The sequence below is a fragment of the Agromyces ramosus genome (assembly GCF_004216665.1).
Taxonomy (GTDB): Bacteria; Actinomycetota; Actinomycetes; order Actinomycetales; family Microbacteriaceae; genus Agromyces; species Agromyces ramosus.
In genome coordinates, this window is record NZ_SGWY01000001.1 from 391,470 (window position 1) to 416,552 (window position 25,083).

A 25,083-nucleotide genomic window follows, 5' to 3' on the forward strand; every position below is an offset into this window, starting at 1 on the left:
GCCGGTCAATCCTGGAAGACCGCCGCCGCCGCACGCGCCTCGTAGACCACGTCGTCGAGGTCGGCGCCGATCACCGTGACGTGGCCGACCTTGCGGCCGGGGCGCGGCAGCTTGCCGTAGTTGTGCAGCTTCGCGGTCGGATGCCCGGCCAGGGCCTCCGGGTAGCGGTCGGCGAGGGTGCCCTCCGCGGGACCGCCCAGCACGTTCACCATCACGGACCACGCCTCGTGGCTCCCGGTTCCGCCGAGCGGCAGGTCGAGGACCGCACGGAGGTGCTGCTCGAACTGCCCCGTGGTCGAACCGTCCATCGACCAGTGACCGCTGTTGTGCGGACGCATGGCGAGCTCGTTCACGAGGATCCGGTTGTCGGTCGTCTCGAAGAGCTCCACCGCGAGCACGCCGGTGACGCCGAGGCCCTCGGCGATGGTGATCGCGACACTCGAGGCGACGTCCGCGAGTCGACCGGCCGAGCGCGGCGCGGGGGCGATGACCTCGCTGCACACGCCACCGACCTGCACCGTCTCGACGACCGGCCACGGCACGATCTCGCCCGATGGGCTGCGCGCCACCAGCTGGGCGAGCTCCCGGCGGAAGTCCACGAGCTCCTCGACGAGGAGCGCCCCGCCGCGCCCGTCCTCCGCGATGGTCGCGAACCATTCAGCCACCTCGGCCGCGGCCCGCACGACCCGCACTCCCTTGCCGTCGTAGCCGCCTCGCGGCGTCTTGACGACGGCCGAGCCCCCGTGTTCGCGGATGAAGTCGTCGAGGTCATCCGGCGTCTCGACCCGTGCCCAATCGGGCACCGGCAGGCCGAGCTCGGAGAGGCGCTCGCGCATCAGCAGCTTGTCCTGGGCGAAGCGCAACGCGTCGGGCCCCGGGTGCACGCGAACGCCCGCGTCGACGAGGAGTCGCAGCACGTCCTGCGGCACGTGCTCGTGGTCGAAGGTCACCACGTCGACGTCGCGGGCGAACTCGAGGACGGTCGCAGCATCGGTGTAGTCGCCGACCCGGTCGACCGCCAGTGCGGCCGACATGCCATCGGTCTCCGCGAGCACCTTCAGCTCGATGCCGAGTTCGATCGCTGCGGGAATCATCATCCTGGCGAGCTGTCCACCGCCGATCACCCCGACGACAACGGCCATGGGCTACCTACCTACCTTGTCTCGACCGTCTCACGATGGGGTCGCGCGGCGATGAGCCTTCTCGAATCGCCTTCTCCCGACCCGACGTTAGACTATCGCTGTCGCCGAGCAGGCGTCATTCTCGGCGGCACACGATTGAATTCAGTGAACAGACTCTCAAGCTTCGCACGACAGGTGTACGACCGACTGATCCGCTATGCGATCAAGTTCGGGATCGTGGGCATCCTCGCCTACCTCGTCGACGTCCTCGTCTTCAACCTCCTCCGCATCGGGGTGTTCGGCACGGGCACCTGGTTCCAGTCCCCGCTGGGCGCCACCGTCGTCTCGGTGACGGTCTCCACGGTGTTCGCCTGGGTCGGCAACCGCTACTGGACGTTCCGCGAGCACCGACGGAAGAACTACCTGCTCGAGCTCGTGGAGTACGGCGCGGTGGCGGTGGTCGGCCTCGGCATCAACCTCGCCTGCGTCTGGATCTCGCACTACGTGCTCGGGTTCGATTCGCTGCTCGCCGACAACATCAGCCGCAACATCATCGGGGTCGGGCTCGCGACGCTGTTCCGCTTCCTCATGTACCGCTACTGGGTGTACGGGACCCACCGCAAGGACGGACTCAGCGCGATCGAGTCCCGCCGCGCCGAGGCCGCCGCGATGTCCATCTTCGAGGACGATGCATCCGCGACGACCGATGCCTCGTCGCTCGACGAGCCGAGCGAACGGCGCGTCGGCGGGCCATGAGCCCCACGGCGGGCAGCGCCCTCGCGAAGCTCTGGCACGGGCTGCTGGCCTACGCCGTGAAGTTCGGCGTCGTCGGGCTAATCGGGCTCGTGATCGACGTGGCGCTGTTCAACCTGCTCCGGCTGGGCGTGTTCGGCGAGGGCCACTGGGCGCAGTCGGCGCTGGGTGCGAAGACGATCTCCACGAGTGTCGCGATCGTGTTCAACTGGCTCGGCAACCGGTACTGGACCTTCCGCCGCCATCGTCGCCGCAACTACGTGCGCGAGTTCATGGAGTACCTGATCGTCTCGCTCGGCGGAATGCTCATCGCGCTCGCGTGCCTCTGGGTCAGCCACCACTGGCTCGGGCTGACGAGCATCGTCGCCGACAACGTCGCGACGAACGTGGTCGGCCTCGCACTCGGCACCGCGTTCCGCTTCCTGCTCTACCGCTACTGGGTCTACGGCCACCATCGGGCCGACGGGCTCTCCAACCTCGACCGGGTCGAGGAGGCCCAGCGGGCGATCTTCGAGGAACCCGACGCGACGACGGATGCCGCGCCCGACGCCGTGGGCGAGGTGCCCGCCGCTACTCCGCGTCCGTCTCAGCCGTCGGCTGGAACCACGGCGGGTACACCGCCACGCGCGTCCTGAGCCCGACGGCGTCGAGGGCCGTGCGCACGCGGTCGCGCACGCGATCGTTGCCCACGGCGATGAGCAGCACGCGCTCGAGCGGGAGGCATTCGTGCACGAGGAACTCCGCCGCCAGCAGGCGGGCCCCGTCCTCCTCGCGGTGCAGTCGCTGCAGCATCCGGAGCACATCCGGCCAGGCGGATGCCGCCGCGACGCCGCCGGCCGCGGCATCCGCATCGGTGACGACGACCGCGCCGACCGTGTCGGTGCGCGCGCCGACCGCCCCCGCGACGGAGCCGACGAGGATGACGTGGTCGGCGGGCTGCCGCTCCACCGCGCCCTCCGCGAGGCGGGGATCGGGGGTTCCGGTGCGCACGGCGTTCCAGACGTGCGCGTCGGTGGAGAGCAGGAACGGCACGTAGTCGGCCACGACCGCGTCGAGCCCGTCGATCGGAGCCGTGCGGCGGAACTCGCGAGCGGCGGGCGCCGACACGTCGACGACCGGCGCGGCGCCGGCCAGGTCGGCGAGGACCGCACCCTCCCCGAGGATCGGGGCGATGTTGTCGACGTGGGTGACGTGGTAGATGCGCAGCGTCTTGGGGTCGATGGGCGCGTCGGCGAGCGAGGCGCCCGCGCGGGCGCTGCCGGCCACGCGCGGCGCGGGACGCGCGACACGCGTTCCGCCGGCGGTGCGGGTCCGCGCCGCCGTCACGACGGGCCTGGGCTCGGGCTCCTTCGGCGGGAAGCAGATGGCGCACAGGCCGTCGTCGAAACCGTGGATGCATTCGTCGGCCAAGTGGAACCCTTCATCGCGCGGCTCGCGCTCGGGGGCGCACGAGACCACTCGTCTACGTTACGCCTCCGGGCGGATGTCGCGGCACCTGCCGTGGATCAGCGGCCTCCCCACGCCACCGTGTCGCCGTCCGCCATCGACTGATCCGCCCTGCGACGGTCGGCGACGAGCGTGTGGGCCCCCTCCATCAGTTCGTGGAGCGCCGCCTGCACCTGGAACGGGTTCGGCACGTCCGCGATGACGAAGGGGTGCTCGTGGCCGGTGTTGATGCGCACGTCGCCGGAGCCGAACGTGCCCTGGATCCACGTGCGCCGCACGACCACGTCGTACCCGCGGCTGTGCAGGAGCTCCCGCCGCTCTCGGGCGAACACGCCGCGGCGCATGATGATGCGCCGGCTGGTGATCGTGGTGCGCCGCGTGAGCCATGCGAGGAACGGCAGGAGGCAGCCGAACAGCACGACCAGCAGCGTGACCGCGCCCACCGCCAGCCGTTGCCAGAGCTCGGGCAGCACGAGGAGCGCATAGGTCGCAGCACCAGCGGTGGCCATGAGCAGCAGGACCGGGAGGATGAGCACTCGCGCGTGCCGCCGGAGGCGGGCGACGACGCGCTCAGCGGGTCCTGCAGGCTGGGCGACAGCCTTGCTCGCGGCTGGGCTCATACGCCCATTAATACCGCAGGTGCGTGACGTCGCCCGCGGCGACAGACTGGGCCTCCCCATTCCGGTCGCGCACGACGAGGCGGCCGTCGCGGTCGAGGCGCTCGGCGACGCCGAGGAGTTCCCGATCGCCGGGGAGCTCCACGCGCACCTCGGAGCCGAGGGTGCCGCAGACCCCGCTCACGCGGTCGGCGATGCCGCTCGCGGCGGCATCCGCGCCATGCTCGGAGAACGCGCGGAGGAGGCCGAGGAACGTGCCGAGGTAGTCGGCCAGCACTGCATCGGCATCGGGCTGCACGCCGGTCACCAGCAGCAACGACGTCGACGCGAGGGTCGGCAGGTCGTGCTCGTCGAGGGTCAGGTTGAGGCCGGCCCCGACGACGACCGAGCCGGTGTCGGGGAGCAGCTCCGAGAGGATGCCGCAGACCTTGAACCCCGAGACGAGCACGTCGTTCGGCCACTTCAGCTCCACCTCCACGCCGCCGGTCTCGTCGTCCTCGGTCTCGACCCGGCGAGCGGATGCCGCGGCGTCGACGGCGCGGCGCACGGCCTCGGTCATGGCGGCGCCCGCGATGAGCGGGATCCATCCGTACCCCTCCGGCGGGAACGCCGCCCCGCCCGGCAGCTCGGGACGCACCAGCACCGAGATGGCGAGCGTCTTGCCGGTCGGCGCGAGCCACGTTCGCCCGAGCCGGCCCCGGCCGGCCGTCTGGTCGTCGGTGACGATGACCGAGCCGTGCGGCCAGCCGGCGGCCTCGGGGCCCGTCGCGGCGTCGCGCAGGTCGTCGTTGGTCGAGCCGGTCGAGGCGAGGAACTCGAGGCGGGGCACCGCCGCGCGGCTGAGCGGAAGGTCCATGCCGACAGTCTCCCAGTTCCGCGCGTCACGGGAATGCACCACGTCGGCGGGCGGATTTATAGGAAACCGTCAACGAACCGCCCCGGATGCTCGCCGGTAGAGTGAACGACGTGACCGAAGCGACTGACGGCCCCGACCTCTCCACGACCGCGGGCAAGCTCGCCGACCTCAAGCAGCGCTATCACGAAGCCGTGACCGCCTCAGGCGAGGCGGCGATCGAGAAGCAGCACGCCAAGGGCAAGATGACGGCGCGCGAGCGCATCGCGGAGTTGCTCGATCCCGGCTCGTTCGTCGAGCTCGACGAGTTCGTGCGCCACCGCACGTACGCGTTCGGCATGGACGCGAAGCGCCCCTACGGCGACGCCGTCGTCACGGGCACGGGTACGATCCACGGCCGCCAGGTCGCCGTGTACTCGCAGGACTTCACGATCTTCGGCGGCTCGCTCGGCGAGGTCGCCGGCGAGAAGATCATCAAGGTCATGGAGCTCGCGCTGAAGACGGGCGTTCCGATCATCGGCATCCTCGACTCCGGCGGCGCGCGCATCCAGGAGGGCGTGGTCGCACTCGGCAAGTACGGCGAGATCTTCCGCCGCAACACCGCCGCGTCCGGCGTGATCCCGCAGATCTCGATCGTCTGCGGCCCTGCGGCGGGCGGCGCGGTCTACTCCCCCGCCCTGACCGATTTCGTGATCATGGTCGATAAGACGAGCCAGATGTTCGTCACCGGCCCCGACGTGATCAAGACCGTCACCGGCGAGGACGTCGGCATGGAGGAGCTCGGCGGCGCGCTCACGCACAACACGATCTCGGGCGTCGCGCACTACCTCGCGAGCGACGAGTCCGACGCGCTCGACTACGCGCGCACCCTCATCTCGTTCCTGCCCGACAACAACATGTCGGATGCCCCGGTCTACGACGCCGACGTCGAGCTGGAGATCACCGACGACGACCGCCGGCTCAACACGGTCATCCCCGATTCGCCCAACCAGCCGTACGACATGCACAGCGTCATCGAGGGGATCGTCGACCACGGCGACTTCCTCGAGGTGCAGCCGCTGTTCGCGCCGAACATCGTGGTGGGCTTCGCCCGCATCGAGGGCCGTTCGGTCGGCATCATCGCCAACCAGCCCAGCCAGATGGCGGGCACGCTGAACATCGCGGCGGGCGAGAAGGCATCGCGCTTCGTGCGGTTCTGCGACGCGTTCTCGATCCCGATCCTGACGCTCGTCGACGTGCCGGGCTACCTCCCCGGCACCGACCAGGAGTGGACGGGCGTGATCCGCCGCGGCGCCAAGCTCCTGTACGCCTACGCCGAGGCGACCGTGCCGCTCGTCACCGTGATCACGCGAAAGGCATACGGCGGCGCTTACATCGTGATGGGCTCGAAGCAGCTCGGCGCCGACATCAACCTCGCCTGGCCCACCGCTGAGATCGCGGTGATGGGCGGCCAGGGCGCGGTGAACATCCTCTACCGCGGCGAGATCAGGCGTGCCGAGGAGGCGGGCGAGGATGTCGCGGCGGTGCGCACGAAGCTCGCGAACGAGTACACCTACAACGTCGCCTCGCCGTTCCTCGCCGCGGAGCGCGGTGAGCTCGACGGCGTCATCGAACCGGCCGCCACCCGCGTCGCGGTCGTGAAGGCGCTCAGGGCGCTGCGCACCAAGCGCGCGAGCCTGCCGCCGAAGAAGCACGGGAACATCCCGCTCTAGGGGGAGACATGGTCGACGACATTCCCGCCGGCGGGGCCGGCACCGATGAGGCCGACCCGCGCGCCGCGGCCATCCGCTTCGTCACGCGCGACATCAGCGACGAGGAGGCCGCGGCCGTGACCGCCGTGCTGCTCGCCACGCTCGATGAGACGACTGTCGCGGCATCCGTCGCCGAGCCCGCTCGCAACGCCTGGGTGCAGAGCGCGGGCGCACTGCGCAGCCCGCTCGCCGTCGGGCCGGGCGCGTGGGGCCGCACCGGACGCTGAAACTCGAGCGGTGTCCCCCGTTTTCACAGGGTTCGAACGCCGCTGATGCGGCGGAATCGGCCGCAACGTTGGTTGGAGCCTGAATCGAGGACATTCCATGTCCCCCGAATCCATGCCTGTCCTCCGAAATGATGACTTTTGCGTTCCCGACCGGGTGCGCCAATATGGATATCGCAGGCTCCTTTGGGAGTCGCCACCGTCACCGGTCGGGTAACCGGTGACCGTTGGGGGCGAGTCAGGGCGATATTCGGGTTGTCGCCGTGGCTCGGGCTTGATGGGGGGTCGATCGCTGATCGGCCCCCCACCTCATGTGTGCGGCGCCCCCGCTCAGGTCCGTGGGATCTCCAGCCAGAACTCGACCTCGAGGTCGTCGGTGTTCTCCGACGCCACGGCGCCCTCGGGCTCGCGGAGTCCGACGACCGTCACGGCCACCGCCGACCCCTCGGCCGCCGTCCGCGCGATGATCCGATCGGCGCTGGATCGTGCGACCGCCTCCGCGAGGCGCGAGAGCACGCGGTCCCTGGCGGTCTCGTCGAGGTCGTCGATGCCGCCCTCGTCGAGGAGCGTGACGATCGTGCCGCGCTCGCGCGCGTGCTGCACCTCGACGCGGACGGCGTCGGTGAGCAGCATCCGGCCTCGGATCTCGTCGCGGATCGCGGCCTCGAGCATGCGGCACTCGCGCCGCTGCGCCACGGTGAGGTCCCCGCCGCGGTCGGCGATGCGGCGCAGCATGGGGGCGGCGATGCGGTTCGTCTGCGCGAGCCGCATCCGGCCCTCGAACAGGTGGGCGTCCTGCGCGGCCTGCCACGCGGCCGCCTCGCGCTCGGCCTGGGCATAGCGCCGGGTCTCGCGTGCGGCGGTGGTGAGCGCGCTCGTCAGCATGTGCGCGATGGCCACCCAGACGATGCTGCCGATGACGCCGATCGTGCCGAGCGAGAGCGGGCCCGCCCACACGACGCTCTGCACGGCGAGCGCGATGACCCCGAGCCACGCGGCGGCGAGCTGGCGCCGGGCGGCGGCGATGGTCATGAGCGTGCCGACCGCGGCCACGTACCAGGTGGCGTAGCTGTTGTCGGCGTCGGGGTCGAGCTGGCTCGTGACGAGCAGTGGGAGCACGATGCTCACGGCGAGGTCGAACGCGGCGAGCCAGTCGGGCATGCGCACGCGCTTCGCCGGCCACAGGCTCGCGGCCGTCGCCACCGTGTAGAGCACCAGCGCGACCACGGTCGGCCACGGCGAGCGCGGCACGTCGAGCGTGTAGATCCCGAGCACGACGTGGTAGGCGGAGAAGAGCGCGCCGAGCACGAGGAGCAGCCAGCGAGGGACGGCGATCATGCGCCGCCCCCGACCTCGGCGGCGGGCCACGCGACCGTGACCGTGGTGCCGTGGCCCGGCTGCGAGCGGATCTCGGTGGCGCCGCCGACGTTCGCGATCCGCTCCTCGATCGAGACGCGGAGCCCGAGCCGCTCGTCGGGCACCTCGTGGCGATCGAAGCCGACGCCGTCGTCGGCGACCTCGATGACGCATCCGCCCCCGCGGACGCCGCGGATCCGCAGCTCGCGGCGGGTGGCGTGGCCCGGCCCGTCGGCGTGCTGCATGCTGTTCACCATCGCCTGCACGGCCGCGGAGTAGAGCGCGTCGACGGCCTCGACCGGCAGCTCGACGCCGCCCGCGTTCACGACCCGCACGGTGAACGGAGCGGAGAACGTCGTGAGCGCCGCCCGCAGGCGCCGGACGAGCACCGGGAGGCCCACCGTGTCGAGCGCCCCCGGACCCTCGGCAGCGGCCTCGTCGAGGCGCTTCACGGCGTCACGGGCCATGCGCGCCGCCAGCGCCTGCTCCTCGGGCGAATCGGCGGCCGCCGCCGACAGCAGGGTCGTCAGCACGCTGTCGTGCACCAGGGCATCGACCTTGACGCGCTCGTTCTCGGTCGCGTGCTGCCGGGCGGCGACGTCGTAGCGCTGGAGCGCGGCCTCCTGTGCGCTGTCCACGGCCTCGGCGGCCTGCCGCAGCATCGTGACGATGATGAGCACCACGCTGCCGAGGATGACGGCGTACATCGCGTCGAGCACCGCGAGCAGCGGCGGGGAGCCGCCGCCGGCCGGCAGGAGCCGGATCACGCCGTAGAACGCCGGCACCACGATCGTGTAGCCGGCGGCGATGGGCGTGGGCAGCGCGACGACGGCCGCTGTGGTGGCGACCGTGCAGATGTAGTAGAGCCACGGCGTCTCGCCCTCCATCGCCGCGGGGTCCGCGACGATGAACGGCCACGCCGCGAGGGCGAGTGCATAGAGCACCGCGAACGCGAGCGCGGCGACGCGCACGGCGACCTTGGCGATGGAGGCGACGGCGAGGGCCGCCATGGCGCCGTAGAGGACGGCCATCAGGGCGGGCCCGGCCCCCTCGACGAGCGCCGAGGACTGCTCCAGCGCGAGCGGCAGCGTCTGGGCCCCGAACACGAGCCCGAACAGGCCGAGCGCGCGGCCGGAGACCGTCTCGACCTGGGCACGCGTCACGGCGGCCCGACGACGCGTCGCGAGCCGCGCGACCCGCCATTCAGCGGCGGGCATCCCCGCCTTCGCCGTCGAGGCCGGGCAGGATGCCGTCCTCCACGGCGCGCCGCAGGAGGTCGACCTTCGTCGGCGCGGGCCGGCCGACCTCGACGTACTTCGCCCGGATGCGGTCGAGGTACTCGCGTGCGGTGGAGTGCGCGATGCCGAGCTGCATCGCCACGAGCTTCAGGGGCAGGCCCGATGCGTAGAGGTGCAGCACGTCGCGCTCGCGGCGCCCGAGCTGCGCCTTCGCGAAGTCGCGGTCGGCCTCGATCGCGCTCGCCCACTCGACGTTGTTGAGCACCTCGCCCTTCGCGACCGTGGCGATGGCGCCGATCACCGACGACATCGGCGACGCCTTGGGGATGACGCCCGCGGCCCCGGCTGCGAGGGCCTCGCGCACGGCGGCGACGCGGTCGGCGATGCTGTGCACCAGCACCGCGCTGCCCGTGTCGAGCACCGCCCGCACGTTCTCGGTCACGCTCGAGCCGTCGCCGAGCGACAGGTCGAGCACCACCACGTCGCACGACGACCCCGCGAGTGCCTCGAGGAGCTCGGGCACGTTCGAGGTCTCGGCGACCACCTCGTACCCGGCATCACGACACGCGGCACGCAGGCCGAGCCGCACCGCCTCGTAGTCGTCCACGATCGCGACGGTCGCCGCTCCTGCTGCTGCATCGGACACGCGTGTCCCCCTTCCAGTCACACGATAGCGGTCAGCCTCGCCACGGCCTCGACGTGATGCGTGTTCGGGAACAGGTCGAACGCCGCGAGGTCGGCGAGCCGGTATCCGCGTTCGCGCAGGAGTCCGACGTCGCGGGCGAGGGCGACCGGGTCGCAGGCGACGTACACGAGCTGGCGCGGCCGCAGTTCGGCGAGCCGATCGACGACCTGCCGACCGGCACCGGACCGCGGAGGATCGAGCACCACCGTGGCATCGTGCCATCGTGGCCGCTCGGCCGCGGTCGAGCCCTGGACCGCGTCGTCGAGGAATCGATCCACCCGTGCCGTCACGGCGCGAGCACCCACCCAGTCGGCGAGGTTGGCACCCGCGTGCTCGGTGGCCCCCGCATCCGACTCGACGGTCGTGATCCGGACGGCGCGGCCGAAGCGGTCGCCGACCGCAGCGGCCAACAGCCCGACCCCGCCGTAGAGGTCGAGGTTGGCGGCCGCGGGATCGAACAGGTCGCCGTCGACCAGGTCCTGCACGGCGCGGGACAGCGTCGCGGCCGCACCCCGGTGCACCTGCCAGAATCCGTCGCGATCGAGCCGGAAGACGCGGTCGCCGACCCGCTCCTCGATGGTCGGACGCGGGCCCCGCGGCATCCGCTCGGCGTCGACGACCACGATCGCCGGCTCCCCCACGCTCGGCGCGACGAGGTCGACGGCCCGGGCGCCGGGGAACCGCCCGTCGAGGGGGGCCAGCGCGGCGAGCCCCGGCACGGCGAGGGGCACGGATGCCACGGGCACCACCGTGTGGCTTCGCGCCGCGTACGGCCCGACCGCGCCGTCGGCGGCGACCTGGAGCCGCACGCGCGTTCGCCAGCCGGTGCCGTCGGGCGCGACGCCGGGAGCGAGCTCCGGGTCGACCGGTCGGACCTCGACGTCGGTCTCGACGCCGCCCATGCGCGAGAGCGCGTCGCGCAGCACTTCGGCCTTGAGCGCGCGCTGCCGGTCCATCCGGATGTGCCCGAACTCGGCACCGCCCGCGCGGTTCCCCGGCGCGCGCTCGACGGAGGCCTCGGCCCAGACGTGGTCCTGCCGATCCGGTGAGGCCCGCAGCACGCCGAGCGTCTCCGCCCGCCAGAACCGATCGTGCCGCCGGTCGGTGATGCGCGCCGAGACGCGCTCGCCCGGGATCGCGTCGGAGACGAACACGACCCGGCCCTCGTGGTGCGCCACGAACACGCCGCCGTGGGCGACGCGCTCGACCTCGAGCTCGACGACGGGGCCGTCAGGGTCGGGTGCGGGCGACGCGGGGCGCGCGGCGCCACGCTGCTCCCCGGCACGCGGGCGCCTGCGACGGGGGCGACGGGTCTCAGCCATGCTCCGAGCATTCCACAGCGCGAGCGCGGACCGGCAGGATGGGGGCATGCGCCTGTACCTCGCCTCCACCTCACCCGCCCGGCTGCAGACCCTTCGCGCCGCCGGGATCGAGCCGATCGCCATCGCGCCGGGCGTCGACGAGGAGGCGGTCGTGGCGGCCGTCGAGGCGGAATCCGGCCCCCTCGAGGCATCCGACCTGGTGCAGCTGCTGGCGCGCGCCAAGGCCGAGGCGATCGTGGGGCGCGCGCACGAGGGCGAGCCGATCGACGGGCTCATCCTCGGCGGCGACTCCGCGTTCCTCACCGGCGGCGCGATCCATGGCAAGCCGCACCGGCCCGAGGTCGCGCGCCGGCGCTGGCTCGGCCAGAACGGCGGGCACGGCGACCTCTGGTCGGGCCACTGGCTCATCGACCACCGCGGCGGAGCCATGCGGGGCGCGGTGGGGCGTGCGGATGTCGCGACCGTGCGCTTCGCGGCCCTCGACGACGCGGAGATCGACGCCTACATCGCCACCGGAGAGCCCCTCCTCGTGGCGGGCGCGTTCACGATCGACAGCCTCGGCGGGCCCTTCATCCGGCGCGTGGAGGGCGACCCCTCGACGGTGGTCGGCCTTTCGCTCTCGACGTTGCGCGATCTCGTGCGCGAGCTCGGCGTCGACTGGCCCTCGCTCTGGAACCGGCGCTGAGGTGAGGTCCTGCGCGGCGGCGGTTCGGCCGGCGAGCGCACGGGCGGCGGCCACTGCCCGCCGCGACCATTGTCGACGCCCGCAAGGGTCGCGCGGCTTTTTTGTGGAAGCGACCCAAAGGCGAGCTCCGGCGGCCCAATAGGCTTGAGGATTATGCCGCGCATCACCAAGGTCCTCATCGCCAACCGTGGAGAGATCGCCGTTCGCGTCATCCGCGCCGCCCGCGACGCCGGCATCGGCTCGGTCGCCGTCTACGCCGACCAGGACCGCGACGCCCGTCATGCGAAGCTCGCCGACGAGGCGTACGCGCTCGACGGCACCACGAGCGCCGAGACCTACCTCGTGATCGACAAGCTCCTCTCGGTCGCCCGCCGCTCGGGCGCGGACGCCGTGCACCCCGGCTACGGCTTCCTCGCCGAGAACCCCGACTTCGCCCGCGCCGTGATCGACGCGGGCCTCATCTGGATCGGCCCCTCGCCCGAGGCCATCGAGCGCCTCGGCGACAAGGTCTCCGCCCGGCACGTCGCCGAGAAGGTGGGCGCGCCGCTCGCACCCGGCACGCTGAACCCGGTGGCGGATGCCGCGGAGGTGCTCGAGTTCGTCGACGTGCACGGCCTGCCCGTGGCCATCAAGGCCGCCTTCGGCGGCGGCGGCCGCGGCCTCAAGGTCGCCCGCACGCGCGACGAGGTGCCCGAGCTCTTCGACTCGGCCACCCGCGAGGCGGTCGCGGCGTTCGGGCGCGGCGAGTGCTTCGTCGAGAAGTACCTCGACAAGCCGCGCCACGTCGAGACCCAGTGCCTCGCCGATCGGCACGGCAACGTCGTGGTGGTGTCGACCCGCGACTGCTCGCTGCAGCGCCGCCACCAGAAGCTCGTCGAGGAGGCGCCGGCGCCCTTCCTCACCGAGGAGCAGAACCGCGCGCTCTACGAGGCGTCGAAGGCGATCCTCAAGGAGGTCGGCTACGTCGGGGCGGGCACCTGCGAGTTCCTCATCGGGCAGGACGGCACCGTCTCGTTCCTCGAGGTGAACACCCGGCTCCAGGTCGAGCACCCCGTGTCGGAGGAGATCACCGGGATCGACCTCGTGCGCGAGCAGTTCCGCCTCGCCGAAGGCGGCACGCTCGACTACCCCGACCCCGTCGCCAACGGCCACTCCATCGAGTTCCGCATCAACGGCGAGGACCCGGGCCGCAACTTCCTGCCCTCGCCCGGCCCCGTGCACGTGCTGCGGTTCCCCGGCGGCCCCGGCGTCCGCGTGGACTCGGGCGTGACGACCGGCGACGAGATCTCAGGCGCGTTCGACTCGCTGCTCGCCAAGCTCATCGTGACCGGCTCCTCGCGCACCGACGCCCTCGAGCGCGCCCGCCGCGCCCTCGACGAGTTCGACGTCGCCGGGTTGCCCACCGTGCTGCCGTTCCATCGCGACATCGTGCGCAACCCCGCGTTCGCACCCGTCGACGGCGAGCCCTTCTCGGTGTACACCCGCTGGATCGAGACCGAGTACGACAACCAGCTCGAGCCGTGGTCGGGCGAGCTCGCCGAGACGAGCGGCCCCGCTGCGCGCGCGAGCCTGGTCGTCGAGGTCGCCGGCCGCCGCGTCGAGGTCACCCTGCCGAAGAAGCTCCTCGGCGGCGCATCCGCCACCGGCTCGGCCGGCTCGGGCACGGCGCCGCGCCGACGCACGCCCGGCCACTCGGTCGGCACCGCCACCGGCGACGCCGTGAAGGCACCGATGCAGGCGACGGTCGTGAAGGTCGCGGTCGCCGAGGGCGACAAGGTCGTCAAGGGCGATCTCGTGCTCGTGCTCGAGGCCATGAAGATGGAGCAGCCGATCGTCGCGCACAAGGACGGCGTCATCGGCCTCGTGAACGCGGAGGCCGGCGCCACCGTCTCGAGCGGCCACCTGCTCCTCGCGATCAACGACGCCTGATCCGGCGGCAGCTCCCGCCGGTCGGTCAGACGTGGCCGATGCCGAAGTTCCACGGCGCGGAGATCACGCTCGTGACCGACGGATCGTTCCAGTTCCACTGGGTGGCGGCGACGGCGTTCGCGTTCGCGTACTTCCGGTACGTGTCGGTCCATGAGTCGTACATGCGCTCGCCGAGGTCGGGCCCCGTCTCGACCGGGAACTCGTCGTATCCGGTCCCGTGCCACTCCTCGCCCAACTGATCGGCGAGCGCGCGCAGGTCGTCGCCGGGCCGGAAGCCCTGCGTCGTGGAGACACTGATGCCGTTGCCGACGACCGGATGCGTGAACTGCACCATCACGTTCATGTCGGAGGAATACCCGGACGGCTCGTGGTCGTCGTTGACGACCGCGCCCGGCCACGTGTAGCTCGTCCACGCGTGCCACTCGTGTCCGCCGGGGCGCTCCTCGACATCGGGCGGGCCGCCGAGCACGGTGGAGATCGTGTCGACGAAGGTGCCGGCGTCGGCGTCGTACGAGAGCTCGCCGACGACGATTCCAGCGCCGTTGACAAGGTCGAGGTGCTCGGGGCGAACCGTGATGTGGGCGACGACCGTGTCGACCGGTGCAGGCTCGGCGGCGACCGGGGCGGTCGTCGGCGGTGCCGGCGTCGCCGACTGGGAGGGCATCGGCGTCGAGGTGGGCGGCTGGGTGGGATCGGGGGGCGCCACCACGCATCCGGTCAGCAGCACGCCTGCCGCGGCGATGACGAACGCGACGCCCACGGCACGACCGACCACGGAATCCTCCAACCCGCACCGGCGAGTCCGGCCGACCCGAATCTACTGGATCGCCGCCGTTCGGAGTGCGCGCTCCGGATCGCGATTCGATCACGGCCGCTCGGAGTCGCCGGCCATGGCGCGCGATCGTGATCCGGTCAGGGCCTGGGCTCCGGAACCCAGTCCCCCTCGAGCTCGACGACCTCGCCTGGCTGACCCCGCTCGATGAGCCGGACGACCGCATCGACGACCCGGGCGGGCGGCACCAGCCCGCCGGCATCCGCGCGGGCACGGGGTGAGAGCGCGTGCCACTCCCGCACCGCGCGATCGAGGCCGATCCAGCCTGGGACGACCGCGGTCACCCGCACATCGGAGCGCGCGCCGAGGCTCGTCGTGAACCGTCGCAGGCCCGCCTTGGCGGCGCCGTACTCCGGTGAGGCATAGGCGTCATCGCCGGTGCCGCCGCTCGAGCCGACGTTCACGACCGCGCCGCCCACGCTCGCGAGCGTCGGCCACAGCGACTGCGTGAGGAGCATGGGCGCCAGCAGGTTGACCGTCATGGCCGACCACCACGCGTCAGGTGCGGCGTCGGGGTACTGGTCCCCCGCCGTCCAGGCACCGGCATTGTTGACGAGGGCCCCGACGCGGGCGTCTCGCGCCAGCTCGGCTCCGAGCGTTCGCACTGCCTCCGCCGAACCCAGGTCGCAGACGCGAGTGCCGACGTGCACGTCGTACCCATCCTCGAGCCGACGGCGGGCCTCGTCGAGCGCCCCCGGAAGCCGGTCGATGAGGAGCAGGTCCCGGCCACGATCCGCCAGGGCTTGGGCGATCATTCGCCCGACGCCCCCTGCCGCCCCGGTGACCACCGCGACATCCGCTGCGTCGACCATGCGCCTCAGGCGGGTGGTGGCGCGCCCTGCGGCGTCGGGAGCTCCACCTCGCTGACCTGCTCGCCCACGAGCCGCGAACGGCGCCGGCCGTAGACCAGGTAGATCAGCACGCCGATCACGAGCCACACGAGGAACCGCACCCAGGTGAGCGTCGTCAGGTTCAGCATGAGCCAGAAGCACAGCACCGCCGACAGGATCGGCAGCACCGGCGACCACGGCACGCGGAATCCGCGCGGCAGGTCGGGCCGGGTGCGCCGCAGCACCACGATGCCGAGGCTCACGAGCACGAACGCCGAGAGCGTGCCGATGTTGATCATCTCCTCGAGCAGGCCGACGTCGGTGAAGGCGGCGACGAGGGCGACCACCGTGCCGCCGATGATCTGGATGCGCGCGGGAGTCTTCGTGTGCTCGGTGGTCTTCGACAGCCAGCGCGGCAGCAGCCCGTCGCGGCTCAGCGCGAAGACGATGCGGGACAGCCCGAGCAGCAGCACCATGATCACGGTCGTGAGACCGGCGAGCGCGCCGAGCGAGATCACGGCGGACGCCCAGTCCTGGCCGACGAGGCGGAACGCCGTCGCGAGCGACGGGGTCTCCTCGGCCGCGAGCTGCGTGTACGAGACCATGCCCGTCATCACGATCGAGACGAGCACATAGAGCGCGGTCACGATCGCGAGGCCGAGGAAGATGCCGCGGGGCAGGCGCTTCTGCGGCTCGCGCACCTCCTCGGCGCTCGTGGCGACGACGTCGAATCCGATGAACGCGAAGAACACCAGCGACGCCGCGGAGAGCAGCCCGAAGATGCCGTACTGGGCGGGCGCCGCACCCGTCGCCCACGAGAACAGCGACTGCGCCCACACGTCGCTCGCGCCGCCCTCGGTCGGCACGGACTCGGGGATGAACGGCACGTAGTTCGCCGCATTGATGAAGAAGAAGCCCACGACGATCACGAAGAGCACGATCGCGACCTTGATGATCGTGAAGACCGAGCCCACGCGCGCGGTGAGCTTCGTGCCGGCGACGAGCAGGGCGGTGAAGATCGCGACGATCAGGAACGCGGGCCAGCTCACCTCGATGCCGGCGATCTCCACGGTGGCCGGGAACGGGATGCCGACGGCGAGGAGCGCCTCGCCGAGGTAGACGCCCCAGTACTTGGCGATCACGGCCGCACCGGTGAACATCTCGAGGATGAGGTCCCAGCCGATGATCCAGGCGAGGAGCTCGCCCATGGTCGCGTAAGTGAAGGTGTAGGCGCTGCCCGCCACCGGCACCGTCGACGCGAACTCGGCGTAGCACATGATCGCGAGCCCGCAGGTGATCGCGGCGAGGATGAACGAGATCGTCACGCTGGGCCCCGCGAAGTTGGCCGCCGCCTGCGCACCGACCGAGAAGATGCCCGCGCCGACGGCGACGGCGATCCCCATCAGGGCGAGGTCCCAGGTGCCCAGCGATCGCCTCAGGCTGCGTTCCTCGTCGACGGAGTCGGCGATCGACGCCTCGACGGACTTCACTCGCAGGTTCATGGTTCCCCCCAAGCCGCTGCGCGCTGCCCCCGCAGCGCCGCGTCGTCTCAGCGTACGACGTGCATGGCCCTCGCGGCATCCGTCAGCGAACCGGTCAGCGACGGGTAGATCGGGAACGCCTCGGCGAACTGGTCGACCGTGAGCCGGTGCTCGACCGCCAGCGCGAGCGGCAGGATGAGCTCCGACGCCTTCGGCGCGACGATCACCCCGCCGATGATGGCGCCGGATCCGCTCGAGGCGAAGAGCTTCACGAAGCCGTCGCGGATGCCCATCATCTTGGCTCGGGGGTTCGAGGCGAGCGGCAGCTTGTACACCACGCCGGGCACCACGCCCTCCTCGATGTCCTTCTGCGTCCAGCCGACCGTGGCGATCTCGGGCTGGGTGAAGATGTTCGAGGTGATGTTGCGCTCCTCGGGCGGGTCGACGATGTCGCCCATCGCATGGAACACGGCGGTGCGCCCCTGCATCGACGCCACCGACGCGAGCGGCAGAAACGTGGTGCAGTCGCCGGCCGCGTAGATGTTCGGCATCGACGTGCGCGCGACGCGGTTGACGCGGATGTGCCCGCTCTCCGAGAGCTGGACGCCCGCCTCCTCGAGGCCGATGCCGGAGGTGTTCGGCACGGAGCCGACGGCCATCAGGCAGTGGCTGCCCCGCACCTCGCGGCCGTCGGTGAGCGTGGCCACGACGGAGTCGCCGTCGCGGACGACGGACTCCGCGCGCGACTTGTTCAACACCTTCATGCCGTTGCGCTTGAAGACCTTCTCGATCACGGATGCCGCGTCCGCGTCCTCGCCGGGCAGCACCTGGTCGCGGCTCGAGATGAGGGTCACCTTCGACCCGAGCGCACGGTACGCGGACGCGAACTCCGCTCCGGTGACGCCGGATCCGACGACGATCAGGTGCTCGGGGATCTGGGGAAGGTCGTACAGCTGGGTCCAGGTGAGGATCCGCTCGCCGTCGGGCACCGCGGTGGGGAGCACGCGCGGGGTCGCGCCGACCGAGATCACGAGCGTGTCAGCCTCGATGCGGTCGAAGTCGGTGCCGCCCTTCGCGGTCGCGACGATGATGGCGTTGGAGCCGTCGAGCCGGCCCTCGCCCTGCACGAGGTTCACGCCGGCGTCGAGGAGGTTCGAGCGCATGTCCTCGGATTGCTGCGCCGCGAGGCCGAGCAGCCGCTTGTTGACCGCGGAGAGGTTGATCGCCACGCTCGGCTTCACGGCCTTGTCGGACTGGCCCTTGGCGTAGAACTGCACCCCGAGGTCGGCCGCCTCCTTCACGGCGTTGGACGCCTCCGCGGTCGCGATGAGCGACTTCGAGGGCACCACGTCGGTGAGCACCGCCGAGCCGCCGACGCCGGCGCGTTCGACCAGGGTGACCTCCGCCCCGAGCCTTGCGCCGGCGAGTGCCGCCTCGTAGCCACCGGGTCCTCCTCCGAGGACGGCGATCCGTTGCGTGCGCTCGAACTCGTAGGCCATGCTCACATTCTGTCGTATCCGCGTGGCGGGCCAGCACACGAGCACGGGCCAGCGGCGGCATCCGCCCCCTCATTAGAGTGGTGGGATGCACGATTCGAACCCGCTCGACGACCCGAACGCCGATCCCTTCGCCATCGCCGCCGACGCCGCCGCGAGGATCGCCGAGCTCACCGGGATCGAACGCCACGACGTCGCCCTCACGCTCGGCAGCGGCTGGGGCCGCGCGGCCGACCTCATCGGCGAGACCACGCACTCGATCGCCGCCACCGAGGTGCCGGGCTTCTCGAAGCCCGCGCTCGAGGGCCATGTCGGCACGCTCCGTTCCGTGGCGCTGCCCAGCGGCAAGCGCGCGCTCGTGATCGGCGCGCGCACCCATTACTACGAGGGCCACGGCGTGCGCCGGGTCGTGCACTCCGTGCGCACCGCCGCTGCCGCGGGCGCCTCGACGATGATCCTCACCAACGGCGCCGGGGGCATCAGGGAGACCTGGTCGCCCGGCACGCCCGTGCTCATCAGCGACCACATCAACCTCACCGCCGACTCGCCGCTCGAGGGCGCGACCTTCGTCGACCTCACCGACCTGTACTCCCGCCGACTCCGCGACCTCGCACGGTCCATCGACCCGTCGCTCGACGAGGGCGTCTACTGCCAGTTCCGCGGGCCGCACTACGAGACGCCGGCCGAGGTGCAGATGGCGAAGGCCATCGGCGGGCACATCGTCGGCATGTCCACGGCGCTCGAGGCCATCGCCGCCCGACAGGCGGGCATGGAGATCCTCGGGATGTCGCTCATCACGAACCTCGCCGCCGGCATCCAGCAGACGCCCCTCAGCCACGAGGAGGTCATCGAGGCCGGCCGCGAAGCCGAGCCGGTGATCTCCAGCCTGCTGGCGAAGATCGTCGCCGAGCTCTAGGAGGCACCGGATGTCGCAGACGAACGCCGCCGACGCCGAGCGTCTCGCGCTCGCCGAGTCCTGGATCGCGCAGGACCCCGACCCCGAGACGCGTGCCGAGCTGGCGGCGCTCGTGGAGGGTGCACGCGCGGGCGACCCCGCGGCATCCGCCGAGCTCGCCGACCGCTTCGACACGCGCCTGGCCTTCGGCACCGCAGGGCTCCGCGGCGAGATCGCGGCCGGCCCCAATCGCATGAACCGGGTGCTCGTGGCACAGGCCGCGGCGGGGCTCGCCGCCTACCTGCTCGAGCGGGCGCGTCCCGGCGAGACGCCGTCGGTCGTGATCGGCTACGACGGCCGCAAGAACTCGGCCGTGTTCGCGCGGGACTCCGCCGAGGTGATGGCCGGCGCGGGCGTGCGCGCCGTGCTGCTGCCGCAGCTCCTGCCGACGCCGGTCCTGGCATTCGCCGTGCGGCATCTCGAGATGTCCGCCGGCGTCATGGTGACCGCATCGCACAACCCGCCGAACGACAACGGCTACAAGGTGTACCTCGGCGGCGGCGACGACGGCTCGCAGATCGTCGCGCCCGCCGATGCCGAGATCGCCGCCGCGATCCTCCGGGTCGCCGGAACGACGACCGTACCGGAGCTGCCGCGCGGCGACTTCGAGACCGCGCCCGAGTCGGTCGTCGACGAGTACATCCGCCAGACCGCGCTCGTGGCCGACGCACCCGCCGCGCAGCCCCGCGTCGTCTACACGGCGATGCACGGCGTCGGCTGGGAGACCGCCGCGCGCGTGCTCGCCGCGGCGGGGTTCGACGCGCCCGCGCTCGTGACGACGCAGATCTCGCCCGACCCCGCGTTCCCGACCGTCGCATTCCCGAATCCCGAGGAGCCCGGGGCGATGGACCTGAGCTTCGCGCGAGCGCGCGAGGTCGACGCCGAGCTCATCATCGCCAACGACCCCGATGCCGACCGACTCGCGATCGCCGTCCCGGATGCCGCGGCGGCCGACGGATACCGCCGCCTCACCGGCAACGAGGTCGGGCTCCTGCTGGGCTGGCAGGCCGCGCGCCGCGCCGCCGCGGCGGCCTCCGGCGACGCCGGGGCCGACGGCACGCTCGCGTGCTCGATCGTCTCCTCCCCCGGGCTGGAGGCCGTCGCCCGGGCCTACGACCTGGACTTCGAGGCCACGCTCACGGGGTTCAAGTGGATCTCGCGAGCCACCGGACTCCTGTTCGGCTTCGAGGAGGCGCTCGGCTACCTCGTGAATCCGCAGACGGTGCGCGACAAGGACGGCATCTCCGCCGCGGTCGCGTTCCTCTCCCTCGCGGCGGAGCTGAAGGCCGCCGGCCGCACGATCGCCGACCACCTCGACGACTTCGTCGAGCGGTTCGGCTGCTTCGCCTCCTCGCAGATCTCCCTGCGCGTCACCGACCTCTCGCGCATCGGCGAGATCATGGCGCGGCTGCGCGCCGCGCCCCCGGCCTCGGTCGGCGGCATCCGGGTCGAGCGCATCGAGGACCTGGCCAACGGATTCGGCGCGCTGCCGCCGTCCGACGTGCTGCGGGTCCTGCTCGAGGGCGGCGGCCGGGTCATGGTGCGGCCGAGCGGCACCGAGCCGAAGCTCAAGGTCTACATCGACGCGGTCGGCGCCGAGGGCACCGTCGCGGAGCGGCGGGCCGCGGCATCCGCCGCCGTCGCCGCGCTCGAGGCGGGCATGCGGGAGCTCACCGCCTGAGGCGCGCGCCGGGGTCAGCCGAGCGAGGCCTCGAGCTTCTCGCCGATCTCCTCGACGTCGAAGTAGTTCACGACCTCGATGACCTCGGCGAAGTTGCGCCCGATCGCCGCGCGCACCGCACCGGCGAGCTCCGTCGACGTGAGGATGACCTGGGCGTCGGCAGCGGCATCCGCGATGCTCGCGAGGTCGCTGGCGCTCACGTCCGCGGAGAGCCCGAGGCGGTCGAGCGCCCGCTCGGCGTTCACCTTCAGGATCGCCGACGTGCCGACCCCAGCGCCGCACACTGCCACGATCCTCACGCCACGCCCGCCCCACCGGTCGCGTCGGCGCCGGCGTCCGCGTCGGCTGCCGATTCGCCCTCGGTGTCGATCCCGAGCAGTGCGCGCACCTCGTCGGCCGATGCCGCCCGAGCGATGCGCCCGACGATGCCGCTGTCGTTGAAGGCGTTCGCGAGCTTCGCCACCGACGCGACGTGGTCCTCGGCGTTCGAGACGGCGAGCCCCACGACGACGCGCACCGGGTCGTTGTGCGGGTGGCCGAACGGCACCGCCGTGGCGAGCGTGACGACCGCGAGCCCCTCGCGGCGCACGTCGGGGCCGGGACGCGCGTGCGCGAGCGCGAGGCCCGGGGCGATCACGACGTAGGCGCCGAACTCCTCGATGACCGCGATCATGCGGTCGGCGTACTCCGACCGGGTCGCGCCGGAGCGGGTCAGGGCGCGGCCTGCCTCCCGCACGGCGGCGCGCCAGTCGTCGGCGCGTGCGCGGAGGACCACGGCGGTGTCGGGGAGCGGCGGGATCGTCGTCATGGGGGTCCGTTCGGGGGCGCGTCAGGTCTCGTGGGCCGTGCGGCGCCCGTCAGGCTTCGTCGAAGCCGTCCTGGATGAGCTCGGCGAGCTCCTCGCGGTCGTCGAGGGGGAGGAAGGCGGATGCCGCGGCGTTCAGCTGGAAGGTCTCGAAGTCGTCGAGGTCGTAGCCGAAGGCTTCGCTGAGGAGGGAGAGTTCCCGCGTCAGCGAGGTGCCGCTCTGGAGCCGGTTGTCGGTGTTGACCGTGACGCGGAAGCCGAGCTGGTAGAGCAGGTCGAACGGGTGGTCGACGAGCTCGTCGCCCCACGCCGCGATCGCACCCGTCTGCAGGTTCGACGACGGACTCGTCTCGAGGGCGATCTCACGGTCGCGCACCCACTGGGCGATCGGGCCGAGCGACACGTAGGTGTTCTCGTCATCCTGCCGTTCGATCGTGAGGTCCTCGGCGATGCGCACGCCATGGCCGAGCCGCAGGGCGCGCCCGTCGAAGAGGGCGCTGCGGATCGAGTCGAGCCCGTCGGCCTCGCCGGCGTGCACGGTCACCGGGAAGAACTGCGAGGCGAGGAAGTCGAATGCGGTGCGGTGGCGGCTCGGGAGGAACCCGGCCTCGGCACCGGCGATGTCGAAGCCGACGACCCCGCGGTCGCGGTGCCGAACGGCGAGCTCGGCGATCTCGAGACCGCGATCGGCGTGTCGCATCGCGGTGACGAGCTGCCCCGCACGGATGCTCCGCCCCTGGTGCCGCACGTCGTCGATGCCCGCCTCGATGCCGGCCTGCACCGCCTCGACCGCCTCGTCGAGGCTGAGGCCGCGCGCGAGGTGCTGCTCGGGCGCCCATCGGATCTCGCCGTAGACGACGCCGTCGGCCGCGAGGTCCTGCACGAACTCGCGGGCCACCCGCTGGAGTCCGGCACGCGTCTGCATCACCGCGGTGGTGAGGTCGAAGGTCTTGAGGTACTCGACGAGCGAGCCCGAGTTCGACTGCTCGGTGAACCACGCGGCGAGCGCCTCCGCGTCGGCGGCCGGCACCTCGACGCCGATCTCGTCGGCGAGTTCGAGGAGGGTCTGCGGGCGCAGCCCGCCGTCGAGGTGGTCGTGCAGCGAGATCTTCGGCAGGCCCTGGATGCTGGTGCCGTCGCCCTCGAGGCGGTACTCCGGAATCGTGTTCACGTGACAACGATAGCGGCGCGTCCGTCGCGAAGTCTCGGCAATCTCGAAGCTCCTGCGGGTCGCGTCCGTAGCCCGATCGCGTCGGATTCCGCTCGGCCCGGCCTCCCCGGTGCGGCTACGCGCGACCGATGCGGTCGGCGATCAGCGGCCCGCCGTCCTCGATCGCGTCGCCCGGATCGCCGACGCGGTAGGCGCCCTCGACCGCATCGAGCGCGCGGGCGAATCGGGCGGGCTCGTCGGCGTGCAGCGTGAACAGGGGCGCCCCGGCTCGCACGGCGTCGCCCGGCTTGGCGTGCAGCTCGATGCCCGCGGCGTGGTGCACCGGGTCCTCCTTGCGCGCGCGGCCCGCACCGAGCCGCCATGCGGCGATGCCGAACGGCAGGGCCTCCTGCGCCACGAGCACGCCGTCGCGGTCGGCGGTGACGACGTGCTGCTCGCGCGCGACGGGCAGGGCCGCGTCGGGATCGCCGCCCTGGGCGCGGATCGCCCGCCGCCAGGTGTCCATGGCCCGCCCGTCGTCGAGCGCGCCCTCCACGTCGGCATCGTGCACGCCCGCGAGGGCGAGCATCTCTCGCGCGAGTGCCACCGTGAGCTCCCGCACGTCGGCCGGGCCGCCGCCGGAGAGCACGTCGACCGATTCGCGGACCTCGTTCGCGTTGCCGATCGTGAGCCCGAGCGGCACGCTCATGTTCGTGATGAGCGCCGAGGTCGCCACCCCGGCATCCTCCCCGAGTTCGACCATCGTGCGGGCGAGCTCCCGTGAACGCTCGATGTCCTGCAGGAACGCGCCCGAGCCGAACTTCACGTCGAGCACGAGCGCGCCGGTTCCCTCCGCGATCTTCTTCGACATGATCGAGGAGGCGATGAGCGGGATCGCCTCGACCGTGCCCGTGATGTCGCGCAGTGCGTAGAGCTTCTTGTCCGCCGGCGCGAGCCCGGATCCGGCGGCGCAGATCACGCCGCCCACGTCGCGGAGCTGCGCGAACATCTCCTCGTTCGTGAGGTCGGCGCGCCAGCCGGGAATCGACTCGAGCTTGTCGAGGGTGCCGCCGGTGTGGCCCAGGCCGCGGCCGGACAGCTGCGGCACCGCCACGCCGAAGGTGGCGACGAGCGGCATCAGCGGGAGCGTGATCTTGTCGCCGACGCCGCCGGTGGAGTGCTTGTCGCTCGTGGGCTTGCCGAGCCCCGAGAAGTCCATGCGCTCGCCCGACGCGATCATCGCCATCGTCATGTCGCGGATCTCCCGGCGGCTCATGCCGTTGAGGAAGATCGCCATGGTCATCGCCGACATCTGCTCGTCCGCGACGTAGCCGCGCGTGTACGCGTCGATGAGCCAGTCGACCTCCGCGGTGTCGAGCTCGTGGCCGTCGCGCTTGGCGCGGATCAGGTCGACGGCGTCGAACGCCTCCACGGCGCTCATGCGCGCACGCCCCGGAACTCGGCGAGCTGCCGCGGTCCGAACGCGTCGGGCAGCACCTCGTCGATGGTCTTGACGCCCGACACGGTCTCGAGCAGCATGCCCTCGGCCGAGTGCTCGTACAGCAGCTGGCGGCACCGGCCGCACGGCATCAGCGTGGCACCGTGGCCGTCGACGCAGGTGAAGGCGACGAGCTTGCCGCCGCCCGACATGACGAGCGCCGACACGAGCGAGCACTCGGCGCAGAGCGTGACGCCGTACGAGGCGTTCTCGACGTTGCATCCGCTGACGACGCGGCCGTCGTCGACGATCGCGGCGGCGCCGACCGGGAACTCGGAGTAGGGCACGTACGCCTTCGCCATGGCTTCGCGCGCGCGCTCGCGCAGCGACTCCCAGTCGATCGCATCCGTTGCGGTCATGGTGCTCCCCCGTTCA

Annotated in this window: 25 protein-coding genes; 8 read left to right on the plus strand and 17 right to left on the minus strand. The window is 71.9% G+C overall.

Annotated elements, in window-relative coordinates; translation table 11 throughout:
* Nucleotides 1–5: 5 nt before the first annotated feature.
* Nucleotides 6–1,142, minus strand: coding sequence for a 5-(carboxyamino)imidazole ribonucleotide synthase (locus EV187_RS01770; RefSeq protein ID WP_130351320.1), 1,137 nt, complete (start codon nucleotides 1,140–1,142; stop codon nucleotides 6–8).
* A gap of 144 nt (nucleotides 1,143–1,286) precedes the next feature.
* On the opposite strand from EV187_RS01770, the gene EV187_RS01775 reads away from it, so the two are divergent.
* The gene (locus tag EV187_RS01775) at nucleotides 1,287–1,877 is read left to right on the plus strand and encodes a GtrA family protein (RefSeq protein WP_165391069.1); all 591 of its coding nucleotides are present in this window, start codon (nucleotides 1,287–1,289) and stop codon (nucleotides 1,875–1,877) included.
* Nucleotides 1,874–2,509: a GtrA family protein gene (locus EV187_RS01780; protein ID WP_130351322.1), complete on the plus strand. Its 636-nt coding sequence runs from the start codon at nucleotides 1,874–1,876 to the stop codon at nucleotides 2,507–2,509. Before EV187_RS01775 ends, EV187_RS01780 begins: the two co-directional genes overlap by 4 nt.
* Here EV187_RS01780 and EV187_RS01785 read toward each other — a convergent pair.
* The 3 genes from EV187_RS01785 to EV187_RS01795 all read right to left on the minus strand — a co-directional run bounded on the left by EV187_RS01785 (nucleotide 2,445) and on the right by EV187_RS01795 (nucleotide 4,793).
* Nucleotides 2,445–3,284 carry a DarT ssDNA thymidine ADP-ribosyltransferase family protein gene (locus EV187_RS01785; protein ID WP_165391070.1) on the minus strand — a complete coding sequence of 280 codons (840 nt, stop codon included), beginning with the start codon at nucleotides 3,282–3,284 and terminating at the stop codon, nucleotides 2,445–2,447. The genes EV187_RS01780 and EV187_RS01785 overlap by 65 nt on opposite strands.
* A gap of 95 nt (nucleotides 3,285–3,379) precedes the next feature.
* The gene (locus EV187_RS01790; RefSeq protein ID WP_130351324.1) at nucleotides 3,380–3,940 is read right to left on the minus strand and encodes a PH domain-containing protein; all 561 of its coding nucleotides are present in this window, start codon (nucleotides 3,938–3,940) and stop codon (nucleotides 3,380–3,382) included.
* Between the two features lie 7 nt (nucleotides 3,941–3,947).
* Nucleotides 3,948–4,793, minus strand: a complete 846-nt coding sequence (locus EV187_RS01795; RefSeq protein WP_130351325.1) for a biotin--[acetyl-CoA-carboxylase] ligase — start codon at nucleotides 4,791–4,793, stop codon at nucleotides 3,948–3,950.
* An 86-nt stretch (nucleotides 4,794–4,879) separates the two neighbouring features.
* Here EV187_RS01795 and EV187_RS01800 point away from each other — a divergent pair, with 86 nt between their 5' ends.
* Nucleotides 4,880–6,502, plus strand: coding sequence for an acyl-CoA carboxylase subunit beta (locus EV187_RS01800; protein WP_130351326.1), 1,623 nt, complete (start codon nucleotides 4,880–4,882; stop codon nucleotides 6,500–6,502).
* Between the two features lie 8 nt (nucleotides 6,503–6,510).
* Nucleotides 6,511–6,768, plus strand: a complete 258-nt coding sequence (locus EV187_RS01805; RefSeq protein WP_130351327.1) for an acyl-CoA carboxylase epsilon subunit — start codon at nucleotides 6,511–6,513, stop codon at nucleotides 6,766–6,768.
* Nucleotides 6,769–7,095: 327 nt separating this feature from the next.
* Here EV187_RS01805 and EV187_RS01810 read toward each other — a convergent pair whose 3' ends face one another.
* Genes EV187_RS01810 through EV187_RS01825 form a run of 4 tightly spaced genes read right to left on the minus strand, consistent with a single transcriptional unit; the run spans nucleotide 7,096 to nucleotide 11,366 of the window.
* On the minus strand, nucleotides 7,096–8,103 hold the full coding sequence (locus EV187_RS01810; protein WP_130351328.1) for a hypothetical protein: 1,008 nt from the start codon (nucleotides 8,101–8,103) through the stop codon (nucleotides 7,096–7,098).
* A complete protein-coding gene (locus tag EV187_RS01815; RefSeq protein ID WP_130351329.1) occupies nucleotides 8,100–9,338 on the minus strand; it encodes a sensor histidine kinase in 1,239 nt (412 codons plus the stop codon). The genes EV187_RS01810 and EV187_RS01815 overlap by 4 nt, the downstream gene beginning before the upstream one ends.
* The gene (locus tag EV187_RS01820) at nucleotides 9,325–10,005 is read right to left on the minus strand and encodes a response regulator (RefSeq protein WP_242609382.1); all 681 of its coding nucleotides are present in this window, start codon (nucleotides 10,003–10,005) and stop codon (nucleotides 9,325–9,327) included. The genes EV187_RS01815 and EV187_RS01820 overlap by 14 nt, the downstream gene beginning before the upstream one ends.
* Before the next feature lie 17 nt (nucleotides 10,006–10,022).
* Nucleotides 10,023–11,366: a class I SAM-dependent RNA methyltransferase gene (locus EV187_RS01825; RefSeq protein ID WP_130351331.1), complete on the minus strand. Its 1,344-nt coding sequence runs from the start codon at nucleotides 11,364–11,366 to the stop codon at nucleotides 10,023–10,025.
* 46 nt (nucleotides 11,367–11,412) lie between these two features.
* Here EV187_RS01825 and EV187_RS01830 point away from each other — a divergent pair, with 46 nt between their 5' ends.
* Together EV187_RS01830 and EV187_RS01835 are read left to right on the plus strand one after the other, a co-directional pair.
* A complete protein-coding gene (locus EV187_RS01830) occupies nucleotides 11,413–12,051 on the plus strand; it encodes a Maf family protein (protein WP_130351332.1) in 639 nt (212 codons plus the stop codon).
* 153 nt (nucleotides 12,052–12,204) lie between these two features.
* Nucleotides 12,205–13,980 (plus strand): acetyl/propionyl/methylcrotonyl-CoA carboxylase subunit alpha, encoded by a 1,776-nt coding sequence (locus EV187_RS01835; RefSeq protein ID WP_130351333.1) that lies wholly within the window; start codon nucleotides 12,205–12,207, stop codon nucleotides 13,978–13,980.
* Between the two features lie 25 nt (nucleotides 13,981–14,005).
* Here EV187_RS01835 and EV187_RS01840 read toward each other — a convergent pair whose 3' ends face one another.
* From EV187_RS01840 to EV187_RS01855, 4 genes are all read right to left on the minus strand, one after another.
* On the minus strand, nucleotides 14,006–14,755 hold the full coding sequence (locus tag EV187_RS01840) for a hypothetical protein (RefSeq protein WP_130351334.1): 750 nt from the start codon (nucleotides 14,753–14,755) through the stop codon (nucleotides 14,006–14,008).
* Nucleotides 14,756–14,892: 137 nt separating this feature from the next.
* Nucleotides 14,893–15,624 (minus strand): SDR family NAD(P)-dependent oxidoreductase, encoded by a 732-nt coding sequence (locus tag EV187_RS01845; RefSeq protein ID WP_130351335.1) that lies wholly within the window; start codon nucleotides 15,622–15,624, stop codon nucleotides 14,893–14,895.
* 5 nt (nucleotides 15,625–15,629) lie between these two features.
* A complete protein-coding gene (locus EV187_RS01850; protein ID WP_130351336.1) occupies nucleotides 15,630–17,144 on the minus strand; it encodes an APC family permease in 1,515 nt (504 codons plus the stop codon).
* Nucleotides 17,145–17,191: 47 nt separating this feature from the next.
* A complete protein-coding gene (locus EV187_RS01855; protein WP_130351337.1) occupies nucleotides 17,192–18,622 on the minus strand; it encodes an NAD(P)H-quinone dehydrogenase in 1,431 nt (476 codons plus the stop codon).
* 85 nt (nucleotides 18,623–18,707) lie between these two features.
* On the opposite strand from EV187_RS01855, the gene EV187_RS01860 reads away from it, so the two are divergent.
* Both EV187_RS01860 and EV187_RS01865 read left to right on the plus strand, forming a co-directional pair.
* On the plus strand, nucleotides 18,708–19,535 hold the full coding sequence (locus tag EV187_RS01860; RefSeq protein WP_130351338.1) for a purine-nucleoside phosphorylase: 828 nt from the start codon (nucleotides 18,708–18,710) through the stop codon (nucleotides 19,533–19,535).
* Between the two features lie 10 nt (nucleotides 19,536–19,545).
* Nucleotides 19,546–21,255, plus strand: a complete 1,710-nt coding sequence (locus EV187_RS01865) for a phospho-sugar mutase (protein WP_130351339.1) — start codon at nucleotides 19,546–19,548, stop codon at nucleotides 21,253–21,255.
* A 14-nt stretch (nucleotides 21,256–21,269) separates the two neighbouring features.
* On the opposite strand, the gene EV187_RS01870 is transcribed toward EV187_RS01865, so the two are convergent.
* From EV187_RS01870 to EV187_RS01890, 5 genes are all read right to left on the minus strand, one after another.
* Nucleotides 21,270–21,554 carry a PTS sugar transporter subunit IIB gene (locus EV187_RS01870; RefSeq protein WP_130351340.1) on the minus strand — a complete coding sequence of 95 codons (285 nt, stop codon included), beginning with the start codon at nucleotides 21,552–21,554 and terminating at the stop codon, nucleotides 21,270–21,272.
* Entirely contained in the window at nucleotides 21,551–22,063 is a 513-nt protein-coding gene (locus EV187_RS01875; protein WP_130351341.1) for a PTS sugar transporter subunit IIA, read from the minus strand. The genes EV187_RS01870 and EV187_RS01875 overlap by 4 nt, the downstream gene beginning before the upstream one ends.
* Nucleotides 22,064–22,112: 49 nt before the next feature.
* Complete coding sequence (locus EV187_RS01880; protein ID WP_130351342.1) at nucleotides 22,113–23,231, minus strand: adenosine deaminase; 1,119 nt, start codon at nucleotides 23,229–23,231, stop codon at nucleotides 22,113–22,115.
* A 115-nt stretch (nucleotides 23,232–23,346) separates the two neighbouring features.
* A complete protein-coding gene (locus EV187_RS01885) occupies nucleotides 23,347–24,651 on the minus strand; it encodes a thymidine phosphorylase (protein WP_130351343.1) in 1,305 nt (434 codons plus the stop codon).
* Nucleotides 24,648–25,067, minus strand: a complete 420-nt coding sequence (locus EV187_RS01890; protein ID WP_130351344.1) for a cytidine deaminase — start codon at nucleotides 25,065–25,067, stop codon at nucleotides 24,648–24,650. Before EV187_RS01890 ends, EV187_RS01885 begins: the two co-directional genes overlap by 4 nt.
* Nucleotides 25,068–25,083 lie beyond the last annotated feature (16 nt).

What these genes read in the sequence shown, in the direction of transcription:
- EV187_RS01860 (WP_130351338.1), top strand. Translation starts at nt 18,708, where the DNA reads ATGCACGATTCGAACCCGCTCGACGACCCGAACGCCGATCCCTTCGCC.
- EV187_RS01835 (WP_130351333.1), top strand. Translation starts at nt 12,205, where the DNA reads ATGCCGCGCATCACCAAGGTCCTCATCGCCAACCGTGGAGAGATCGCC.
- EV187_RS01825 (WP_130351331.1), bottom strand. Translation starts at nt 11,366, where the DNA reads ATGGCTGAGACCCGTCGCCCCCGTCGCAGGCGCCCGCGTGCCGGGGAG.
- EV187_RS01780 (WP_130351322.1), top strand. Translation starts at nt 1,874, where the DNA reads ATGAGCCCCACGGCGGGCAGCGCCCTCGCGAAGCTCTGGCACGGGCTG.
- EV187_RS01855 (WP_130351337.1), bottom strand. Translation starts at nt 18,622, where the DNA reads ATGGCCTACGAGTTCGAGCGCACGCAACGGATCGCCGTCCTCGGAGGA.
- EV187_RS01830 (WP_130351332.1), top strand. Translation starts at nt 11,413, where the DNA reads ATGCGCCTGTACCTCGCCTCCACCTCACCCGCCCGGCTGCAGACCCTT.
- EV187_RS01885 (WP_130351343.1), bottom strand. Translation starts at nt 24,651, where the DNA reads ATGAGCGCCGTGGAGGCGTTCGACGCCGTCGACCTGATCCGCGCCAAG.
- EV187_RS01845 (WP_130351335.1), bottom strand. Translation starts at nt 15,624, where the DNA reads ATGGTCGACGCAGCGGATGTCGCGGTGGTCACCGGGGCGGCAGGGGGC.
- EV187_RS01795 (WP_130351325.1), bottom strand. Translation starts at nt 4,793, where the DNA reads ATGGACCTTCCGCTCAGCCGCGCGGCGGTGCCCCGCCTCGAGTTCCTC.
- EV187_RS01810 (WP_130351328.1), bottom strand. Translation starts at nt 8,103, where the DNA reads ATGATCGCCGTCCCTCGCTGGCTGCTCCTCGTGCTCGGCGCGCTCTTC.
- EV187_RS01790 (WP_130351324.1), bottom strand. Translation starts at nt 3,940, where the DNA reads ATGAGCCCAGCCGCGAGCAAGGCTGTCGCCCAGCCTGCAGGACCCGCT.
- EV187_RS01805 (WP_130351327.1), top strand. Translation starts at nt 6,511, where the DNA reads ATGGTCGACGACATTCCCGCCGGCGGGGCCGGCACCGATGAGGCCGAC.
- EV187_RS01800 (WP_130351326.1), top strand. Translation starts at nt 4,880, where the DNA reads ATGCTCGCCGGTAGAGTGAACGACGTGACCGAAGCGACTGACGGCCCC.
- EV187_RS01850 (WP_130351336.1), bottom strand. Translation starts at nt 17,144, where the DNA reads ATGAACCTGCGAGTGAAGTCCGTCGAGGCGTCGATCGCCGACTCCGTC.
- EV187_RS01770 (WP_130351320.1), bottom strand. Translation starts at nt 1,142, where the DNA reads ATGGCCGTTGTCGTCGGGGTGATCGGCGGTGGACAGCTCGCCAGGATG.
- EV187_RS01865 (WP_130351339.1), top strand. Translation starts at nt 19,546, where the DNA reads ATGTCGCAGACGAACGCCGCCGACGCCGAGCGTCTCGCGCTCGCCGAG.
- EV187_RS01890 (WP_130351344.1), bottom strand. Translation starts at nt 25,067, where the DNA reads ATGACCGCAACGGATGCGATCGACTGGGAGTCGCTGCGCGAGCGCGCG.
- EV187_RS01815 (WP_130351329.1), bottom strand. Translation starts at nt 9,338, where the DNA reads ATGCCCGCCGCTGAATGGCGGGTCGCGCGGCTCGCGACGCGTCGTCGG.
- EV187_RS01875 (WP_130351341.1), bottom strand. Translation starts at nt 22,063, where the DNA reads ATGACGACGATCCCGCCGCTCCCCGACACCGCCGTGGTCCTCCGCGCA.